Source organism: Sinomonas notoginsengisoli (genome assembly GCF_021554725.1).
Taxonomy (GTDB): domain Bacteria; phylum Actinomycetota; class Actinomycetes; order Actinomycetales; family Micrococcaceae; genus Sinomonas; species Sinomonas notoginsengisoli.
Window position 1 is genome coordinate 21,572 of record NZ_JAIZDP010000010.1, and the last position, 17,972, is coordinate 39,543.

Sequence of the window (17,972 nt, forward strand, 5' to 3'; positions counted from 1 at the left end):
TGAGGGGCGGAGGGATGAGTTCCAGCCTACGGGGGCAGCCCGGGGATGGCAACCGATTGCCAATATTTGCCTTCATGGTGCCACCCCTGCCGTCGCCGGCGGGTGGACCCGCGTCATTCCACGCCGAGCGTACCTCGGAGCGAGTCGATGCGGGAGACGACGATGGGATCACTCGCGAGCTGGGGAGAGACGAGTTCAGTGAGCGCCTGGGTGCGCTCCCGCCCCTCGAGGCCCGCGGCAGCCACGACGTCGTCCTTCTGCGGATCCTGGAAGTCGTCGCCGCGAGCCACGGCCACCGAGACGAAGTCGATCCACGCGGCGATCATCCGCGCGGCAGCCACGCCGCTGCGGCCCGCGGCGAGCTCGGCCGTGAAGACCGGGACCGCGCGCATACGCAGTTTCGTGGTTCCGTCCGCGGCGATCTGTGCGAGGTGATGCGCGATCCGCGGGTTTGAGAACCGCTCGAGGAGGGCTTCGCGGTACGCGGGCACGTCCAGCTCCGGCAGGGTCAGATGCCTTGCAGCCTCCTCCCAGTAGGCCTCCACAGCGTCGCGGCACGCCGGATCGTCGACCGCCTCCGCCACCGTCTCGTGGCCACGGAGCTGGCCCGCGTAGGCCATGATCGAATGCGCACCGTTGAGGAGCCACAGCTTCCGGTTCTCGAACGGCTCAATCTCGTCGACGAACTGGGCGCCGGCATCCTCCCACCGGGGACGCCCGGCGGGGAAGCTGCCCGAGAGGATCCAGTTCGCGAAGGGCTCCGCCACCACGGGCGAATCGTCCCGGTACCCGCACTTTGCAGCGACCTCCGCGATGTCCTCGGCCGTGGTGCGCGGAGTGATCCGGTCCACCGACGTTCCCACGAAGCTCACGTTCGCGCGGATCCACTCAGCGAGGCCCGCACGGTCACCGGGCCCGCCATCGTGCTCTTCGGCGATCGCCAGAACGGCCCGCCGCGCCACCTCGCCGTTGCCGGCCACGTTGTCGCAGCTCACCACGGCAAGGGGTCCTGTCCCGGCGTCCCGGCGCGCCGCGAGGCCGCGGACGAGCCGCGCGAGAGGAGAGTCGGCCTCGCGCTTCTCGTAGACGGCCTCGGTGACCGTCAGCGTGACGATCGCGGTACTCGGCGCGGCGAGGAGCTCGTTCAGGCGGTCGGTGTCGGCGCCGTCCACGGCCTCGGTGATCGCGCCGATCACCTCGAATCGGTCGCCCTCGGGGCCCCGCTCGACGAGGGTGAAGAGACCGTCCTGCGCCGCGAGGGTCAGGGCGGCGTCGGGCCGGCGCCCGGTGAACGAGGCGATGCCCCACTCGGGGGCGTCGCCCGCATGCTCGGTATACCAAACCTGGTGCGAGCGGTGGAAGGCGCCGAGGCCGAGGTGGACGATCCGCGCCGGCGGTCCCGGGGTTCCCTTGCGGGTGAGGAGGGGGATATCGGTGGTCGTGGGTGATGTGGTCACGAAGGCCTCTCCTAGAGCTTGAAGACTCGGCGCGGGGAACCGTCGACCAGGTCCACGATGATCTCGTGCGCGCGGGCCTCGGGCACGCGGTGCTCGGCGACGAGGCGGGCCAGGAAGCTCGCCTCGACCCGGCGGGACGCATCGTGGCGCGCGGGGATCGAACAGAACGCGCGCGTGTCGTCGATGAAGCCGGAGGTGCGGGTGAAGCCCGTCGTCTCGGTGACGGCGGAACGGAACCGCATCATGGCGTCGGGCGCGTCGAGGAACCACCACGGAGCACCGATGTACACCGACGGGTAGAAGCCGGCGAGGGGAGCAAGTTCGCGGGAGAACACGGTCTCGTCGAGCGTGAACAGGACCAGGTGGAAGTCCTGCGCCGTGCCGAAGTCCTCGAGCAGGGGCCGGATGCCAACCGTGTAGTCGATCGCGAACGGGATGTCGTGGCCCGTGTCCGGCCCGTACTTCTCGAACGTGGGCCAGTGGTGGTTGCGGAACGAGCCGGGGTGAATCGTCATGACGAGGCCATCCTCGGCGGACAGGCGCGCCATCTCGTACATCATGTGCGCCTCGAAGGCGTCCCGGTCGGACGTGGTGGCCTCTCCGCGGCGCGCCTTGGCGAACAGGGCCTCGGCCTCCGGCGCGCTCAGCTTGAGGGTGAGCGGTGTCCGCACGCCGTGGTCGGCCGAGACGGCGCCGTGCTCCACAAAGTAGCGGCGGCGGTTCGCCAGCGCCCGGAGGTAGCCCGCGTAGCCGCCGACGCCGTCACCTGCTTCCGCCGTGAGTCTGTCCACCCGCTCGGCCCACTCGGGGTGGGCCACGTTGATGTAGGGGTCGGGGCGGAACGTCGGCAGGACGCGGCCGGTGAACGCCTCGTCCGCTGCGATCCGTGCGTGCGCCTCGAGGGTGTCGAGCGGATCGTCGGTCGTGGCCAGGACCTCAATGCCGAAGTCGGTGAACAGCTCGCGCGGCCGGAAGCCCGGCTCGGCGAGCTTGGCAGCGATGGCGTCGTAGACGGCGTCCGCGTTGTCCGCGCCGAGGCCGTCCACCACATCGCCCGGCAGCCCGAAGACGTGCTGGAACGAGCTCCGCAGCCAGTACCCCGATGCCGTGCCGTCGAAGAGCGGCCACGCCTCGGCGAAGTGCCGCCACGCGGTGCGCGAGTCCACGCTGTACGGACCGGGCCCCACCCGGAGTTGCTCGAGCGGCACGCCGCTGGCGTGGATGAGGCGGGTCACGTAGTGGTCCGGGCTCACGATGAGCGCTGTCGGGTCGGGGAACGGGGCGTTGTCCGCGATCCAGTCCGCGGGCACGTGGCCGTGCGGGGAGATGATCGGCAGGTGCTCGACCTCGGCGAGCAGCTCGCGCGCGATCTGGCGCGTTCCCGGATCGGCGGGCAGGAGGCGGTCGGCGTTGGCCCCGATGGAATTAGTCACGGATAGGTCTCTTCTCTTGTCTCTGCTCGTCTTGGGTCTCTGCTCGGCGCTTCTGGCGCCCGCACGGCGGCGCGGGGGCAGCTCAGCCGGCCTCGACGCCTGCCGCCTCGAGCACCTTCGCGAACGCGCGGGCGGCCACGCCGAACGCGTACGGCCCGCTGAAGCCGCCGAGCTCGAACGCGTCGGCGAGATGCGGCTCAAGGGAGACGAAGCCCGAGTAGCCGCTGTCACGGAAGCCCTCCACGGTGGCGAGCAGCTCGCCGTCGCCCTCGCCAGAGGGAACCACCGTGCCGGAGGCCGCGAGCGCGTCCTTGACCTGGACGTACACGGTATGGGGGCGGAGCAGCTCGAAGGCCTCGGTGAACGGCTTGACGCCCACCTGGACGAAGTTGGCGTTGTCCCACGCGAGCTTGAGCGCGGGCGAGTCCACGGATTCGACGATGTCCAGCACACGCACTGGGATGTCCCCGTAGATGCCCTTCTCGTTCTCGTGGACCAGCACGACGCCGGTCCCCTCCGAGCGCTTCGCAAGCGCCGTCATGCGCTCGATCACGGGCTCGCGGGCCTCCTCGGGGGTCTTTCCCTCGTAGTAGAAGGAGAAGATCCGGATGTAGCCGGCACCGAGCACGCCGGCGGCGCGCAGGGCGCGCCCGAGCCGCTCCACCTCATGCTCGACGGGAAGGGAGACGTCCACCTTGCCGATCGGCGAGGCGATCGCGGAGGTCTTCAGCCCGGCCTCGTCGAGGATCGCCTTCAGCTCGGCGAGCTGATCCTCGGACAGGTCCACGACGTTGGTGCCCCACGCACTGCGGACCTCGATGTAGCTTGCTCCGAGCGCGCGCATCACCGCCGCCTGGATGCGGGGGTCGGCGTCGATCTCGTCGCCGAATCCGGAAAGGTCCCAGCTGGTCTCTGACACGGCCTACTTCACTCCTCCGGCGGTCAAGCCGCCCACTAGATACTTCTGGAAGAACAGGTACAGGATGACCACGGGCGCTGCACACACAAGGGAGGCCGCCATCATCTGGCCGTAGAACGGGATGGCCCCGCCCTCGGTCCCGCTCGCGAAGATCTGCAGCGCGACGGCGGCCGTCTGTGTGCCCGGGCGCGTCATGACGGACGCGAACAGCACGTCGTTCCAGCCGAGCAGGAACGCGAAGATGCCGGAGACGATGATTCCCGGCCAGCTCAGCGGCAGGATGATCCTCGTCAGGATGCCCATATTAGAGGCGCCGTCGATCCTCGCGGCCTCCTCGAGCTCCTTCGGCAGGCCGCGCAGGTAGGTGACCATGACCCACGTGGAGAACGGGAGTGCGAACGTCAAGTACGTGAGGATCAGTCCCCACTGTGTCCCGATCACGGTGACCCCGAGGTACGTCGCCGCCGAGGAGAACAGCACGAACACCGGCAGCACGAGCAGGGTGCCAGGCACGGACTGGAGGCCCAGGAGGCCGCGCAGGATCGTGAGCCTGCCGAAGAACTGGTAGCGGACCAGGACATATGCCGTGCCGATGGACAGCACGGCGGAGATGACCGCGGTCGTGCCGGCCGCGATGATCGAGTTCGTGAGCGCGTTGGCGAGGCCCACGCTCGACCAGATCGTGGAGTAGTTCCCGAGGGTGAACTCGGCGGGCCAGAAGTCCCCGCGGGCCACGGAGATGTCCGAGTTGATGCTCGCGAGGAAGATGTACGCGATCGGGGCGAGGACGAAGACAGCCAGGGCCGCGATGACCAGCCCCAGGAGCCATGTCGGCAGAAGGCGCGTGACCTCGCTCTGCTGGCGGGAGCCGGGCCGGTCGACGAGGGGGTTGAGTGCGGCCTGGGATGCCGACTGGGAGAGGGTCACTTGCGGCCTCCTCGGGGTTCGACGTCGTCGAGCTTCACAGCGCGGAGATAGACGAAGAGCGGGATGAGAATGAGGATGAGCGAGACCACGGCCATGGCCGCGCTGAGCCCGAACCGGAAGCTCTGGAAGCTCGTCACGTACGTCAGCACGGGCAGGAGTTCTACATCGTGCGGGGCCGGGATGCCGAACAGGACGAACGGCAGGGTGAAGTTGTTGATGTGGTTCAGCATGCCGATGATGAAGGCCAGCGAGACCGGTCCCTTGAGGTACGGGAACACCACGTAGCGCAGTTTGGTCCACCACAGCGCGCCGTCGAGCGCTGCGGCCTCGTGCACCTCGTGGTCCACGGACTGGAGGCCCGCGAGCGCGAGCAGGTACACGAAGGGCCAGGAGGCCCACAGCTGCACGAAGACGAGGGCCGGATACGTGTTGGGACCGTTGAGCCACAGCCCCGGGTCGATCCCGAACAGGTTGAACGCGTGATCCACCACGCCCCGCGGTTGGAACATCGTGCGCCACACGGTCGCGACGACGAACGAGGGCAGGACGTACGGGATCAGGAAGACGGAGCGGATGACGGCGCGGCCCTTGAACGCGTTCTGCGTCGCCACCGCGGCGGCTATCCCGATCGGCAGGGCGAGGACCGTGGCGATGAAGGAGTAGGAGACGCTGAGCCACACCGCGTGGAACAGCGAGCTCTGGGTGACGGCCTCGATGTAGTTCGTGAACCCCACGAAGGGCGCGGAGACCCACTTGCGCAGGGTGTACTGGTCGAGGTCCAGAAGCGACATGAAGATGCCCAGGATCAGCGGGACCACGATGACGATCGTCATGAGGAGCCCGCCGGGCAGGAGCAGCCAGAGGGGACGGTTCCGCTCGGAGAGGCCCTTGCGGGGCTTCCCGGAAGGGGGTCCTGGCACGGTGCCGTGGGTGCCAGTGGTGCTGGGCCGGGAGCCCCGGCCCACCGCGTGCGCGGCGGGCCGGGTCTCTGGCTTCGGGGTGCTTGCAGTGCTCATGTCAGTCACGCGGAGCCGGGTCCGCTGCTCACTTGGCCCTGTCGAGGGACTGCTGGGACTTGCCCTGAGCGTCCTTGATCCGCTGGCTCAGGGCAGCGTCCGGGACGCCGCCCGATGACAGGTCCGGGAGGGACTGGACCGTGACGTTGAGCAGCGCGAGCTGGATGTCGCCCCAGGCTCCCGTGAACGGCGTGGCCTTGGATTCCTTCGCCGATTCGGCAATCGCTCCCATGTGAGGCGCAGAGCTCAGGGACGCGAGGCCATCGGCGTTCGCGGGGAGGTCACCGAAGATCTTCTGGTAGTTCAGCTGCTCGTCCTTGCTCGTGACCAGGTTGACGTACGCATAGGCGAGGTCCTTGTTCTTCGAGTAGTCAGCCACCACGAGGTTGTCGCCGGAGAGGATCGACGCCGCCTTGGAGTCTCCAGACTTCGAGGACGTCTCGCCCGGTGCCACGGTCGGCATGAGCGCGTACTCGTACTGGTCCTTGATGGCGGACTTGTCCAGGGTGGGGATCGAGTTCGAGGTCGTCATGAGGAAGAACGCAGATTTCCCGGAGGCGAAGTCGGCGAGGGCCTGGCTGTTGCTCCAGCCGACAGCCGCGGGGTTGACCACCTTGTCCTTGGTGACCCAGCCGTAGAACGTCTCGTAGGCCTTCTTCACGGCCGGGTCATCGAGCTTGGCTGTCTTGCCGTCCACGAGCTGGTTGCCGGCCTGCACTGACATCGCCCAGATGTACTTCCACGGGTCGAAGTTGTCCTTATAGGCGACCGCCATGCCGTACTGCCCCTTGGCGGGGTCGGTGAGCTTCTTGGCCTGGTCGAGCAGCCCGTCCCACGTGGTGGCGGGCTTGTCGATCCCGGCAGCCTTGAGAAGGTCCTTGTTGTAGGCCATGACGAACGGACGGCTCACGAACGGGATGCCGGCCAGGTGGTCCTTGTCCGGGCCGGAGATGCCGAGGGCGGCCTGGTTGAAGCGGTCCTTGCCGCCCACCTTCTTCCAGTCGTCGTCGGAGAGCGTGACGAAGGCTTTGGTCGCGTAGGCGGTGGGCGTGAAGGTGGTGCCGAGCGAGTACACGTCCGGGCCCTGGCCTGCTACCACGGAGGTCTGGATCTTGGTCAGCTCGTCGTTCGCGGACGTGAACGTCTCGAACTTGAGGTCGGCGCCGGTCTGGTCCTTGAACTTCTTGGCCGTGTCCGTGAACCACTGCTTCTGCTGCTCGGGATACTGCGTGTTGACATTCACCAGGACATCGAGGGTCTTGCCCGCGCCGTTGACGGCGCCACCCGACGAGCCCCCCGACGAGCCCCCCGACGAACCGCCTGATCCGCAGGCAGTGAGGGCAAGTGCCGTTGCCGCCGCGACCGCGGCCAGCTTGGCGGAAGTGCGCATCCGCATGGTGTCTCCTCTTTGAGTACTCATGGAGCGGAACATGTGACCCCGCTCACAGGGGTGAGCTGTACTTGCGAGTCTAGGAAGAGCAAAACATTGCGGCAAGCGATTGCCAAAATTTGCCAGGCCTGCTTTAATTGATTTCATGACAAAGTCCCCGGGGGCCGCCGACGCTCCCGAGCGGATGCCGACCATCCGCGATATCGCGGACCGGGCCGGCGTCGCGACGTCGACCGTCTCGCGTGCCCTCTCCAACCCGCAGCGCGTCAACGCCCGCACGCGGGAGCGGATCGAGAAGATCGCGGCGGAGCTGCACTACGTGCCGAGCTCCCAGGCACGCGGCCTGAGCTCCGGCCGCACCGGTGCCATCGCGGTCCTGGTCCCGGACGTGACGAACCCGTTCTATTTCGACATCATCCGGGGCACCCAGAACCAGCTCAAGGCGGCCGGGTACACGCAGCTTCTCGTCGACACCGAGGAGGCCACCGACGTCGAACTCGATGCCCTGCGCAAGCTACGCCGCACTGCGGACGGCATTATCCTCGCGGCCTCACGCCTCACGGATGTCCAGCTCGCGGAGGCCGCACGCCTCCAGCCTCTCGTCACGATCAACCGCGCCACCGCGGATGCACCAACCGTGCTCATCGACACTCCCGGCGCCATGGTGCAGGCCCTCGAGCACCTCGCCTCGCTCGGCCACAGGACGGTGACCTACGTGGGCGGTCCCACGAGCTCGTGGTCGACCCACCGCCGGTGGAAGGCGATTGAGGAGGCCGCCGCCCGGCGGGGAATGGACGCCGTCCGGGTCGGGCCCTACTCCCCCAAGACCTCGTCCGGGGCCGCCGCTGCCGACGCCGCACTGGGCACCGGGGCGTCGGCGGTCATCGCATTCAATGACCTCATCGCCATCGGCATGCTCCAGCGATTCCGCGAGCGCGGCGTGCGGGTCCCCGAGGACGTGAGCATCGTCGGCTGCGACAACATCTTCGGCGCCGACTTCTGCAATCCACCCCTGACCACCATCGCCTCGCCCATCGAGCAGGCGGGCCGCACGGCGGTCTCGATGCTCCTCGCCCAGCTCGACCCGCTGCGCACGGCGTCGGCGCGCCGGCTCGCGGTCATGCCCACCCACCTCGAGGTCAGGTCCTCGACTGGCGCCGCGCCGGCCGCGGAGCGGCACGCGGGCTGAGTGGCCCCGAGCGAGCCGCGGTCGTGGAACACCGCGGTGTGGAACACCGTCGCGAAGCCCGTACGACGGCGGCGCAGGGGCCTCGTCAGCCAGCTCGGCCCGGCGCGGCTACGAGCGCTCGGCGAACTTCCCCTCGGCGGCGATGCGCTTGTTGAGCTCGGCGAGGAACTCGTTCTCGTCGAAGTCGATCGGCACTTCCCTGCCCGTCCAGCTTGAGAGGTGGATGGCGTTGGCCAGCCGCACGCCGAGAATGCCGTCGGTGCCCGGTGCGAGCAGCGGGGTGCCGTCGAGGATGTTCGCGGCGAAGTTCTCCAGGACCCCCGAGTGCTGCGAGCCCCAGGCGGACTCGAACTCGATGGTCTCCTGGGTGTAGTAGTCCCCGGGGTTGAAGTCGCCCCTGAACATCTTCCGGACGTCCTCGATGCCCATGCCCTCGCTGATCTCGCGCTCGGGCTTGCTCAGCCGCGTCACGACGGCGGTCTTGGAGTCCTCGACGACGATCTTGCCCCGGTCGCCGAGGATTTCGAAGCGGTCGGTGCCGGTGATGTCGTGGGTCGCGGTGACCAAGACGCCGGTGGCGCCGCCGCCGTAGTCGACCACCGCGGTGACCTCGTCCTCGACGGCGATGTTGCGGCGGAAGCCGTAGGCAACCTTCGAGAACACCTTCTCGGGCACCCCGCAGATCCACTGCCACAGGTCCAGCTGGTGGGGAGCCTGGTTGACGAGCACACCGCCGCCCTCGCCGCCCCAGGTGGCGCGCCACTCGGACTGGTCGTAGTAGCCCTGCGGGCGCCACCACGTGGTGATGATCCAGTTGGTGCGCTTGATCGTGCCGATCTCACCGGCGTCGACGATCTCCTTGAGCCTGCGGTAGAGCGGGTTGTTGCGCTGGTTGAACATGATGGCAAAGGTGAGCTCGGGCTTGGTTGCCGCGAACTCGTTGAGCGCCTTGACCTGCTTCGTGTAGACGCCGGCGGGCTTCTCGATGAGCACGTGGATGCCGCGCTCGAGTGCCTGGATGCCCATCTGCGGGTGGAGGTAGTGCGGCACGGTCGTGACCACGGCCTCGACCGCTCCGGACTCGAGCATCGTCACGTAGTCGTCGAAGACCTGCACCTCGGGATACAGCTCGGCGATCTTCTCGCGCTTGGCCGGGTCGGTGTCGGCGATGGCCGCGACGTCGATGTTCGGCACGAGTCCGTCCGCGATGAACTTCGCGTACGAGCTGCCCTGTGCGCCGAAGCCGACGATGCCGAGACGGACTTTCCTGCTCATGGATGGTGCCTTCCGTTCTTTTAGGTCTAGAAGAGGTTCTTGAAGCCGAGGCTCACGAGGTTGTCGTAGGAGGTCTGCAGGGCCTCAAACACGGTGCGCCCGTAGAGCTGGTCCTGCTCGACCAGGAGGTACTCGGCGCCGGATTCGATGGCGGCGGGCACAATCGAGGCGAAGTCGAGGTTGCCCTCACCGACCTCGGCGAACTGGACCACGTCCTTGAAGTGGCCCATGAAGCCCGCCACGTCGCCTGCCTCGTAGGCCGTGATGGCCTCCTCCGGGAGCGCGCCGATGCGGTAGTCCTTCAGGTGGACCATCGCGGTCCGGCCAGCGTACTTCGTCAGGGTCCGCACGGGGTCGAGGCCGCCGCGGGCCACCCAGTGGACGTCGATCTCGAGCCCCATCGCGGGAGCCGAGTCGGCCAGGACGTCGAGGATGTGGCGCCCACCGATCTTCGCGAACTCGACGTGGTGGTTGTGGTAGTACAGTGCAATGCCGTGCTCGGCGAGGGCCTCGGCGGTCTCGTTGGCGCGCTTCGCGTAGTCGAGGATCCGCTGTTCGGAGCGGAGCTCGGACATGGGCAGCATGCCGATGCGGAGCATCTTCGTCCCGAGGGTCTGGCAATCGGCCACGGTGCGGTCCAGATCGTTGAGCACCGCGTACGGGGTCTGGTCCTTCTCGCCGTCCACTTGGGCCGAGAGGGCTGCGAACTCGATGCCGAGTTCGGTACGCGCACGGTCCAGCTCGGCGACGTTCTGCGCGTCCATCGGGATCTGGGAGACTTCGACGGCCCGGTAGCCAATCTCGGCCACCTTGCGGAGTGTCTCGAAGGGGCCGATCTCCGCGAAGCTGTCCTTGAGCATCATCGCTTGGACGCCGATCGTGGCCATGGTTCTCCTAGTCTCGTGCTGCCTGGTTCTGGCGGACTCGTTTCCGCGGTGCACCGCCTCACACGCTTCATTCCACCGTAGCGACCATGGCACGGGACAGAAACCGTTTGCCGTTTCCGTTGCCACTGCGGCTCCGCGCGCACTTCAGCCAACGGGCAGCACCTATGGGCAATCGATTGCCACGGGGTTTGGCATCGACGAGGGTCAGCGCCACATGTCCGGCGCGTACGAGCGCGCGTACACGTCCTTGATGAGCCGCAGCGTCTGAGCGCCCTCCTCCGCCCCGATCCAGAACCGCTCGCGGGCACGGAGGCAGCGGTAGAAGTCGGCGATGAGCAGCTGATGGGACGCGCCCCAGTATGAGCGCTCCCCCACCAGCACGCCGGCCTCCTCGACGACCTCCACGCGTCCGTCCCCGTGCCGCACCGTCAGGGCTCCCCGCAGACTCAGCTCCCCGGCCTCGGTCTGGATGTCGAGCGTCACGGGCGCGTTGACGCCGTTGGCGTTCGTGGCAAAGAAGACGCTACGCTGACCGCCAGCGTGCTCGAGGACCATGTCCGCCGTGTCCTCGACCTCGATCACATTCCCGAGGGCGCGTGCGGACGCGCGCCCATCCACGAGGCGCGCAGGGCCCACGAGCCACTGCAGGAGATCGAGCGTGTGGATCGCCTGGTTCATGAGCAGTCCGCCGCCGCTGCCCGCCCAGGTCCCGCGCCACGGGCGGGCCGCGTAGTAGGCGGCCGGGCGGTGCCACATGACCGTTGCCTCCGCGCCTGTCACCGCGCCCAGAGTCCCGCCCTCGAGCAGGTCGCGCATCGCCACGACGGGGGCGTTGTAGCGGTTCTGGAAGCAGACACCGAGCTGCGTCCCGGAAGCCAGCCACGCGGCGTCGGCCGCCTCGGTGAGGCGCTCAGCATCGGCGAGGGTGTGCGCTAGCGGCTTCTCCGTCAGCACGTGCACGCCTGCCTCGAGCGCCTCGAGCGCCGCCGGAGCGTGCTCGCTGTGCGGAGTGCACAGATGCACGACGTCGACCCCTCCTCGCGCCAGCAGCTCGCCGACGCTCGCGTAACCCGGCGCGTGATGTGCCTCGGCCGCCGCCTCGCGGCGCCTTGGATCGGGGTCGACGACGCCCACGAGCCGCACTGCTCCCAGCGCCGCGAGCGACCCGATCGCCGCAAGGTGCTGCGCCGAGATGTCGCCGCAGCCGACAACCGCGGCGCGGGGAACTGACGGCTGAGCGGATTCGGGAGACGATGAGAGCACACCGGTGGGCATTCCCCCACGCTAGTGAACGGGCTGCCGTACCGCAATCGGTTGCCACCCGGTGCCGTCGGCACCTCCCCCCTGCGGCCGCCAGCCCTACCGGTGGGTCTCGCCGCCGCCCAGATCCAGGAGCGCGAGCTCATCCCGGCGCGGCAGCCCCTCCCAGTCGCCGAGGTGGCCCACGGCGAAGGCCCCCAGAAGGCAGCCGCGGCGCAGGCGCCCGGGCACATCCTCGCCGTCGAGCCTCGCCGAGAGGTACCCCGCCGTGAACGCATCGCCGGCTCCTACAGTGTCCACCGCCCTGACGGCCACCGCGGGCGCGTGGAGGACGGCGTGAGGCGTGAAGGCCTGCGCACCGTCGGCGCCGAGCTTCGCCACGACCTCGCCGACGCCGGTGCCGAGCAGTTCCTCGGCGGCGGCCTCGAGCGTTGTCCCCTCCGGTGCGGCCAACGCCAGCTCCGCGGGCGAGCCGATGACCACCTCCGCGCCCTCGATGAGCCACGGCAGCACCTCGGCGGCCTCGTCGGGACTCCACAGCTTGGCGCGGAAGTTCACGTCGACGGAGAACGGCACCGCCCGGCGGCGGCAGACCTGCGCGGCGTGGAGTACCGCTGCGCGAGCGACCTCCGAGAGCGCGGGCGTGATGCCGGTGAGGTGCAGCCAGCCGAGGTCGCGGTCCAGCAGGCGGTCGACGTCGTGCGGCGAGAGACGCGCCCCCGCGGAACCGCTCCGATTGTAGAAGATCCGGGAGACCTCGGGGGTTCGCGCCTCGAGGAACATGATGCCCGTGGGCCTCGAGTCCCTCCGTACGTGGGACACGTCGACCCGTTCGGCGGCGAGGCTGCGGAGGATGAACTCGCCGAGCTCGTCGTTACCGAGCACGCCGCCCCACGACGATGGATGGCCGAGCCTCGCGAGCGCAACAGCAACGTTCAGCTCGGCCCCCGCGGCGTGCATGGTCAGGGGTCCGCCGATCGCGAGCGGGCCCACCGACCGAAGCGAGACGAGGGCCTCGCCGAGGGTGACAACCGGGGCGCCGGCTCCGGTCACTCGGCGTCCTCGAGCTCTCGGGCGGCCGAGACGAAGGCCCGGGCGCGTTCGGCGAGCGCCTCGGTACTGCCGCCACGGGCGCCGTCGCCCACGAGAGGACCCCCCGCGCCGATGCCGAGCGCGCCGGCCGCGATGTACTCCGGAAGCTGCTGGAGCCCCATGCCACCCACGGCCAGGAAGGGGATCTGGGGGAACGGCTCGGTGAGCGCCCGGAGGTAGCCGGGCCCTACGGCTGAGGCGGGGAAGAGCTTGACGGCGGCGGCACCATGGCGCCACGCCTCATACGCCTCGGTGGGAGTGAACGCCCCCGCCAGGACCGGGATGCCCTGCCCGGCCGCGTACGGCACGGACTCGCTCACGGAGGGAGTCACCACGAACGTCGCACCGGCGGCCACGACGGAGTCGACGTCCTCGAGCGTGCACACCGTCCCGGCGCCGAGGTACGAACCTTCGGGGACGTCGGCGGCGAGGGACGCGATCGCGCCCAGCGTGCCCGGGGTAGTCAGGGCGATCTCGACGAGCCGGATGCCCTCGCGGAAGAGGACGCGTGCGGCGTCGGCGGCGTGCTCGGCCGAGTCGCCGCGGATGACGGCGACCACGCGGCTCGCGCGGACAACCTCGAGGAGGGTGCGGTTGTCGAGAGTGCTCATGACTGCCTTTCCTTCACTGGCGATCGGCCATCACCTACGTCTGGCTCGATCACCATTCCGCGAACGATCCGTCGGCGTGGCGCCACACCGGCCCGCGCCAGGCGTGGCCGCGGAGGTCCGCGTCGCGGACGGCCGCCTCGTCGACCTCGATGCCGAGGCCCGGCCCGGTGAGCCGCTCAATGCAGCCGTCCACGAACGCCAGCGGCTCGCTGTCCACCACATAGTCCAGCACTTCGGCGCCCTGGTTGTAATGGATGCCGATGCTCTGTTCCTGGATGAGGTAGTTGGGGGTCGAGAAGCCCACCTGCAGGCAAGCCGCGAGCGCAATGGGTCCGAGGGGGCAATGCGGGGCAAGCTGTACGTCGAACGTCTCGGCGAGCGCTGCGATCTTGCGGACCTCGGTGATGCCGCCCGCGTGGCTGAGGTCCGGCTGCGCGACGGCGATGCCGGCCCCGAGCACGGGCAGGAACTCCTGGCGCGAGAAGAGCCGCTCGCCCGTGGCGATCGGGATGGTGGTCGACTCCACCATGCGCCCGATCAGGTGCGAGTTCTCCGGCACCACTGGCTCCTCGAGGAAGAGGGGGTGCAGGTCCGCGAGGAGCGAGGCGGCACGCCGGGCGGTCGCCAGTGTGAAGCGGCCGTGGAAGTCGACCGCCACATCGCGGTCCGGGCCGAGGACCTCACGGGCCGCGGCGACTCGCCGGACGACGCCGTCGAGCTCGGCCGCGCTGCCCGCCGCCGACATGCGGCCGGAAGCGTTCATCTTCACTGCCGTGAGCCCCGCCTCGACCTGCGCCGTGATGGCTTCGGCCACCTCGTTCGGCTCGTCCCCGCCGACCCACCCGTAGACCCTGATGCGGTCCCGCACCGGGCCGCCGAGGAGCTGGTGGACGGGCGCGCCGAAGTACCTGCCCGCGATGTCCCAGAGGGCTTGGTCGAGTCCGGCCACTGCACTGGCGAGGATCGGTCCGCCGCGGTAGAAGGAGCCCTTGGTCAGTACCTGCCAGTGGTCCTCGATGTGCAGCGGGTCGCGCCCGAGCAGGAGCTCGGAGAGCTGGTCCACCGCCGTGCGGACTGTCTCGGAGCGGCCCTCGCAGGTCGCCTCGCCCCAGCCCACAACACCAGTGTCCGTCTCGACCCGGACGAACAGCCAACGCGGAGGGACCAGGAAAGTCTCGACTCTGGCAATCTTCATGCCTCAGCCCTTCGTTGCGCCCGCAGTGAGGCCCGAGACAATGTACCGCTGGGCGAAGAGCGCAATCACCATGATCGGCAGCGTCACCACTGTCGCTGCCGCCATAAGGCCGCCCCAGTCGATGCTCGCGTAGGAGACGAAGTCGAAGATGGCCACAGGCAGCGTCTTGGTCTTCGAGCCTGAGAGCACCAGGGCGAACATGAAGTTGTTCCACGAGAAGATGAAGGCCAGGATCCCCGCCGTCGCCATGCCCGCCACGGAGAGCGGCAGGGTGATCCTCCGGAAGGCCCCGATGGGCGTGAGCCCGTCCACCTGGGCGGACTCCTCCAGCTCGAGCGGCATGGAGTCGAAGTAGCCCATCATGATGTACACGATCAGCGGCAGGGCCACGAACATATGGCTCAGGATGAGCACCTCGAACCCGCCGACCATGCGCAGGTTCGAGAACACGTAGTACCACGGCACGAGGAGCGAGACCCCCGGGATCACGCGCGCCATGAGCACCACTAGGGCTGAGCGGTGCATCGTGAAGCGGCTCATCGAGTACGCCGCGGGGACACCGAGGACGAGGGAGAGCACGGTCGAGACGAACGCGACCCAGAAGCTGTTCGCGACGAACACGAAGTAGTTGTTGCGCGTGAGCACGTTGACGTAGTTCTCGAGCGTGGGCTGGAACAGGACCGACTTGGACAGGTCGTAGATGTCCACGTTGGTCTTGAGCGAGGCGAGGACCATCCACACGAGGGGAAGGAGGAGCGCGACCACCGTCGCGATGAGCGCCACGACCCTAAACGTCGGGTAAACACGGGTCGAGGCCGGCCTGCGGCGGCGGGCAGGCGTCGCGCGCGAGGCGGGCAGCGCCGTCGTGCGTGCCATCTCAGATCTCCTTCTTGCGGACGGTGAGGGCCCACATGATGCCGATGATGAGCAGGAAGAACAGGATCAGCACGGTCGAGGAGACACCGTACTGGTTGTAGTCGAACGAGAGGCCGTAAGCGTAGACGTTGAGGGTCTCGACCTCGTTGAACGAGCCGCCGCCCTTGCCCTTGGTCGCGTAGAGGATGTCGAACGTCTTGAGCGCGTCGATGCCCCGCAAGAGGATCGCGACGACCACCGTGGGCATCATGAGCGGGAGCGTGACGAACCAGAAGCGCTGCCACGTGCTCGCGCCGTCGATCTTCGCGGCCTCCTGCGGCTCCTCGGAGAGCGAGGTGAGGCCGGCGAGGAGGATGAGCGCGACCATCGGGGTCCATTGCCAGATGTCGATGACCATCGTGGTCCACAGGGCCGTCTCCTGACCCGCGAGCCACGGCTGAGGCGGGATACCGACCCAGCCGAGCGCCTGGTTGGCGAAGCCGATGTTCGGGTCGAAGATGAGCCGCCACATCATGCCGACGGCCACGGGGGTCGCGACGAGCGGGAGCAGGACGGCGACGCGGACCCAGCGTTCGCCGCGGAAGGGCCGCCACAGCAGGAGGGCGATGCACATGCCGAGCACCACCTCGAACACGAGTACGACGGCCGTAAACAGCACCGTACGGCCAACCGCAGGCCAGAAACGTGCCGTGTCGGTCAGGACGGTGGCGTAGTTCTGCAGGCCGGTGAAGCTGCTGGCGGCGCGCACCGACCCGTGGGCGTCGGTCAGCGACAGGTAGGCGGTCCAGACGAGCGGGATCACGATGAGGATGGCCACGAAGGCCATGGCGGGGGCGGCGAAGAGCCACTTGCGGTGGCGGTTGGCCCACGTGGAGAAGGCCGAGGTGGGCTTGGGCCGCAGGGGCGGGGCCTTGGTGAGGTCAGAGTCGATGGTGGTGGAAGACATGGGTTACCTTGCCAGGGGATCGGGCCGATCAGGCCGGGACGCACGACGGCGGTCGCGCGCCCCGGCCTTTTGCCGGCGGATCGGTGCGGCTACTTGTCCGACTCGAGGAACTTCGAGAAGTCGGACTGTGCCTGGTCGGCGGCCTTCGCGGAGTCGGCGCCGGTGATCGAGGCGACGATGGGGGCGCCGACGATCTCGCGGGCCTTGCTCACCGATACGACCTCGGGCCGGTCATGGCCCACGCCGTTCTTGGCGCTGACGGTGATCGCGTCGGCGAGGTCCTTCGGGTAGGTCGAGATGCCGTCCGGGCTGGACCACACCGACGTGCGGGCGCCCGGAACGCCTGCCTTCTGCGTGGCGAGCGTGCGCTCCTTGGACGTAGCCCATTGCACGAACTTCCATGCATTTCCCTTGTGCTTGGACGCGTCATTGATGCCGAGCGCCCAGGACGGGATGTTGTACGGCTTGGCGCCTGCGGGGCCGGCAGGGAGTGGCGCGAAGCCGACCTTGTCCGCGACCTTGGACTTTGCTGGGTCGGTGGCGTTCTTGTAGAGCGAGTCGGCCTCCGTGTAGAACGCAGCCTTGCCCTGTGTGAAGATCGCCATCGCCTCGGGCCAGCTCATGTCGGTGGAGACGTTTGCCGGGCCGGAGTCCTTGATGAGGCCACCGTAGAAGGCGTAGGCCTTCTTGGCCTCGTCCGTGTTGACCGAGGCCTTGCCGTCCTTCTTGAAGTCGCCGCCGAAGCTGTACAGGAAGCTCGAGAACTGGGTCACCGCGGTGGACTTGCCCGTGCGGGCCACGAAGCCGGCCGTGTCAGGGTTGGAGGCCTTGATCTTGGCTGCGGCATCCTTGAGCTCGTCCATGCTCTTCGGCACGCTGATGCCCGCGGCCGTCAGGAGGTCCTTGCGGTAGTAGAGGACCTCGCGTTCGGTGATGATCGGCACGCCGACCACCTTGCCATCAGCGGTCGTCGCCGCCACGGTGTTCTGTTGGAAGTCGTTCCAGTCCCAGGACGAGTCCTTCTTGACGTTGTCCGAGAGGTCTGCGAGGTACTTGTTCTTCGCGAAGAGCTTTCCCTCCTGGAGGGGCCGGTACATCATCACGTCGATGTCCTCGCTGCCCGCGTTGAGCTTGACATTGTACTGGTCCGAGAGCTGGTCCTCGCCGAGCTGGGTGAGCTCGATCTTGACGCCGGTCTCCTTCTCGAACTCCGGGATGGCTGCCTTGATCTGCTCTGTCCACACGTGGTTGGCCAGAGTGACGCGCAGCGGGCCGGCAGCATCGCTGCTCCCGCCCCCACCGTTGTCTCCCGAACCGCAGGCCGCGAGCCCGAGACTCGCGATGGCGGCGACCGCCGCCGCCCGCATGAATGACTGAACCTTCACCGTTGAACTCCAATCTCCCGGATCGCCTCGACGACCCGCGCCTGACGCCCCTTTACGTCAGATCTCAGCATGGAGACTAAGCCACAAGTACTACGTATTCAAGAGTTGCGCAGT

Annotated in this window: 16 protein-coding genes; 1 reads left to right on the forward strand and 15 read right to left on the reverse strand. The window is 68.3% G+C overall.

Annotated elements, in window-relative coordinates; translation table 11 throughout:
* Positions 1-113: 113 nt before the first annotated feature.
* From LF262_RS14055 to LF262_RS14080, 6 genes are all read right to left on the reverse strand, one after another.
* Complete coding sequence (locus tag LF262_RS14055) at positions 114-1,457, reverse strand: mannitol dehydrogenase family protein (protein ID WP_235781029.1); 1,344 nt, start codon at positions 1,455-1,457, stop codon at positions 114-116.
* An 11-nt stretch (positions 1,458-1,468) separates the two neighbouring features.
* A complete protein-coding gene (gene uxaC / locus LF262_RS14060) occupies positions 1,469-2,890 on the reverse strand; it encodes a glucuronate isomerase (protein WP_235781030.1) in 1,422 nt (473 codons plus the stop codon).
* Positions 2,891-2,972: 82 nt separating this feature from the next.
* Entirely contained in the window at positions 2,973-3,809 is an 837-nt protein-coding gene (locus LF262_RS14065) for a sugar phosphate isomerase/epimerase family protein (protein ID WP_235781031.1), read from the reverse strand.
* Between the two features lie 3 nt (positions 3,810-3,812).
* Entirely contained in the window at positions 3,813-4,736 is a 924-nt protein-coding gene (locus LF262_RS14070) for a carbohydrate ABC transporter permease (RefSeq protein WP_235781032.1), read from the reverse strand.
* A complete protein-coding gene (locus LF262_RS14075; protein WP_235781033.1) occupies positions 4,733-5,752 on the reverse strand; it encodes a carbohydrate ABC transporter permease in 1,020 nt (339 codons plus the stop codon). Before LF262_RS14075 ends, LF262_RS14070 begins: the two co-directional genes overlap by 4 nt.
* A gap of 28 nt (positions 5,753-5,780) precedes the next feature.
* Positions 5,781-7,148, reverse strand: coding sequence for an ABC transporter substrate-binding protein (locus tag LF262_RS14080; RefSeq protein WP_235781034.1), 1,368 nt, complete (start codon positions 7,146-7,148; stop codon positions 5,781-5,783).
* A 139-nt stretch (positions 7,149-7,287) separates the two neighbouring features.
* Here LF262_RS14080 and LF262_RS14085 point away from each other — a divergent pair, with 139 nt between their 5' ends.
* Positions 7,288-8,331 carry a LacI family DNA-binding transcriptional regulator gene (locus LF262_RS14085; RefSeq protein ID WP_235781035.1) on the forward strand — a complete coding sequence of 348 codons (1,044 nt, stop codon included), beginning with the start codon at positions 7,288-7,290 and terminating at the stop codon, positions 8,329-8,331.
* A gap of 108 nt (positions 8,332-8,439) precedes the next feature.
* Here LF262_RS14085 and LF262_RS14090 read toward each other — a convergent pair whose 3' ends face one another.
* From LF262_RS14090 to LF262_RS14130, 9 genes are all read right to left on the reverse strand, one after another.
* On the reverse strand, positions 8,440-9,606 hold the full coding sequence (locus tag LF262_RS14090) for a Gfo/Idh/MocA family protein (RefSeq protein WP_235781036.1): 1,167 nt from the start codon (positions 9,604-9,606) through the stop codon (positions 8,440-8,442).
* A gap of 26 nt (positions 9,607-9,632) precedes the next feature.
* Positions 9,633-10,493, reverse strand: a complete 861-nt coding sequence (locus LF262_RS14095) for a sugar phosphate isomerase/epimerase family protein (protein ID WP_235781037.1) — start codon at positions 10,491-10,493, stop codon at positions 9,633-9,635.
* A 204-nt stretch (positions 10,494-10,697) separates the two neighbouring features.
* The gene (locus LF262_RS14100) at positions 10,698-11,768 is read right to left on the reverse strand and encodes a Gfo/Idh/MocA family protein (RefSeq protein ID WP_235781038.1); all 1,071 of its coding nucleotides are present in this window, start codon (positions 11,766-11,768) and stop codon (positions 10,698-10,700) included.
* An 84-nt stretch (positions 11,769-11,852) separates the two neighbouring features.
* Complete coding sequence (locus LF262_RS14105) at positions 11,853-12,806, reverse strand: sugar kinase (protein WP_235781039.1); 954 nt, start codon at positions 12,804-12,806, stop codon at positions 11,853-11,855.
* Complete coding sequence (locus LF262_RS14110) at positions 12,803-13,456, reverse strand: bifunctional 4-hydroxy-2-oxoglutarate aldolase/2-dehydro-3-deoxy-phosphogluconate aldolase (RefSeq protein WP_235781040.1); 654 nt, start codon at positions 13,454-13,456, stop codon at positions 12,803-12,805. Before LF262_RS14110 ends, LF262_RS14105 begins: the two co-directional genes overlap by 4 nt.
* Positions 13,457-13,505: 49 nt before the next feature.
* Complete coding sequence (gene dgoD / locus LF262_RS14115) at positions 13,506-14,651, reverse strand: galactonate dehydratase (RefSeq protein WP_235781041.1); 1,146 nt, start codon at positions 14,649-14,651, stop codon at positions 13,506-13,508.
* A 3-nt stretch (positions 14,652-14,654) separates the two neighbouring features.
* Entirely contained in the window at positions 14,655-15,527 is an 873-nt protein-coding gene (locus tag LF262_RS14120) for a carbohydrate ABC transporter permease (RefSeq protein ID WP_235781042.1), read from the reverse strand.
* A 1-nt stretch (position 15,528) separates the two neighbouring features.
* On the reverse strand, positions 15,529-16,473 hold the full coding sequence (locus LF262_RS14125; RefSeq protein ID WP_235781043.1) for a carbohydrate ABC transporter permease: 945 nt from the start codon (positions 16,471-16,473) through the stop codon (positions 15,529-15,531).
* Between the two features lie 89 nt (positions 16,474-16,562).
* Positions 16,563-17,858, reverse strand: coding sequence for an ABC transporter substrate-binding protein (locus LF262_RS14130; protein WP_235781044.1), 1,296 nt, complete (start codon positions 17,856-17,858; stop codon positions 16,563-16,565).
* Positions 17,859-17,972: the final 114 nt, after the last annotated feature.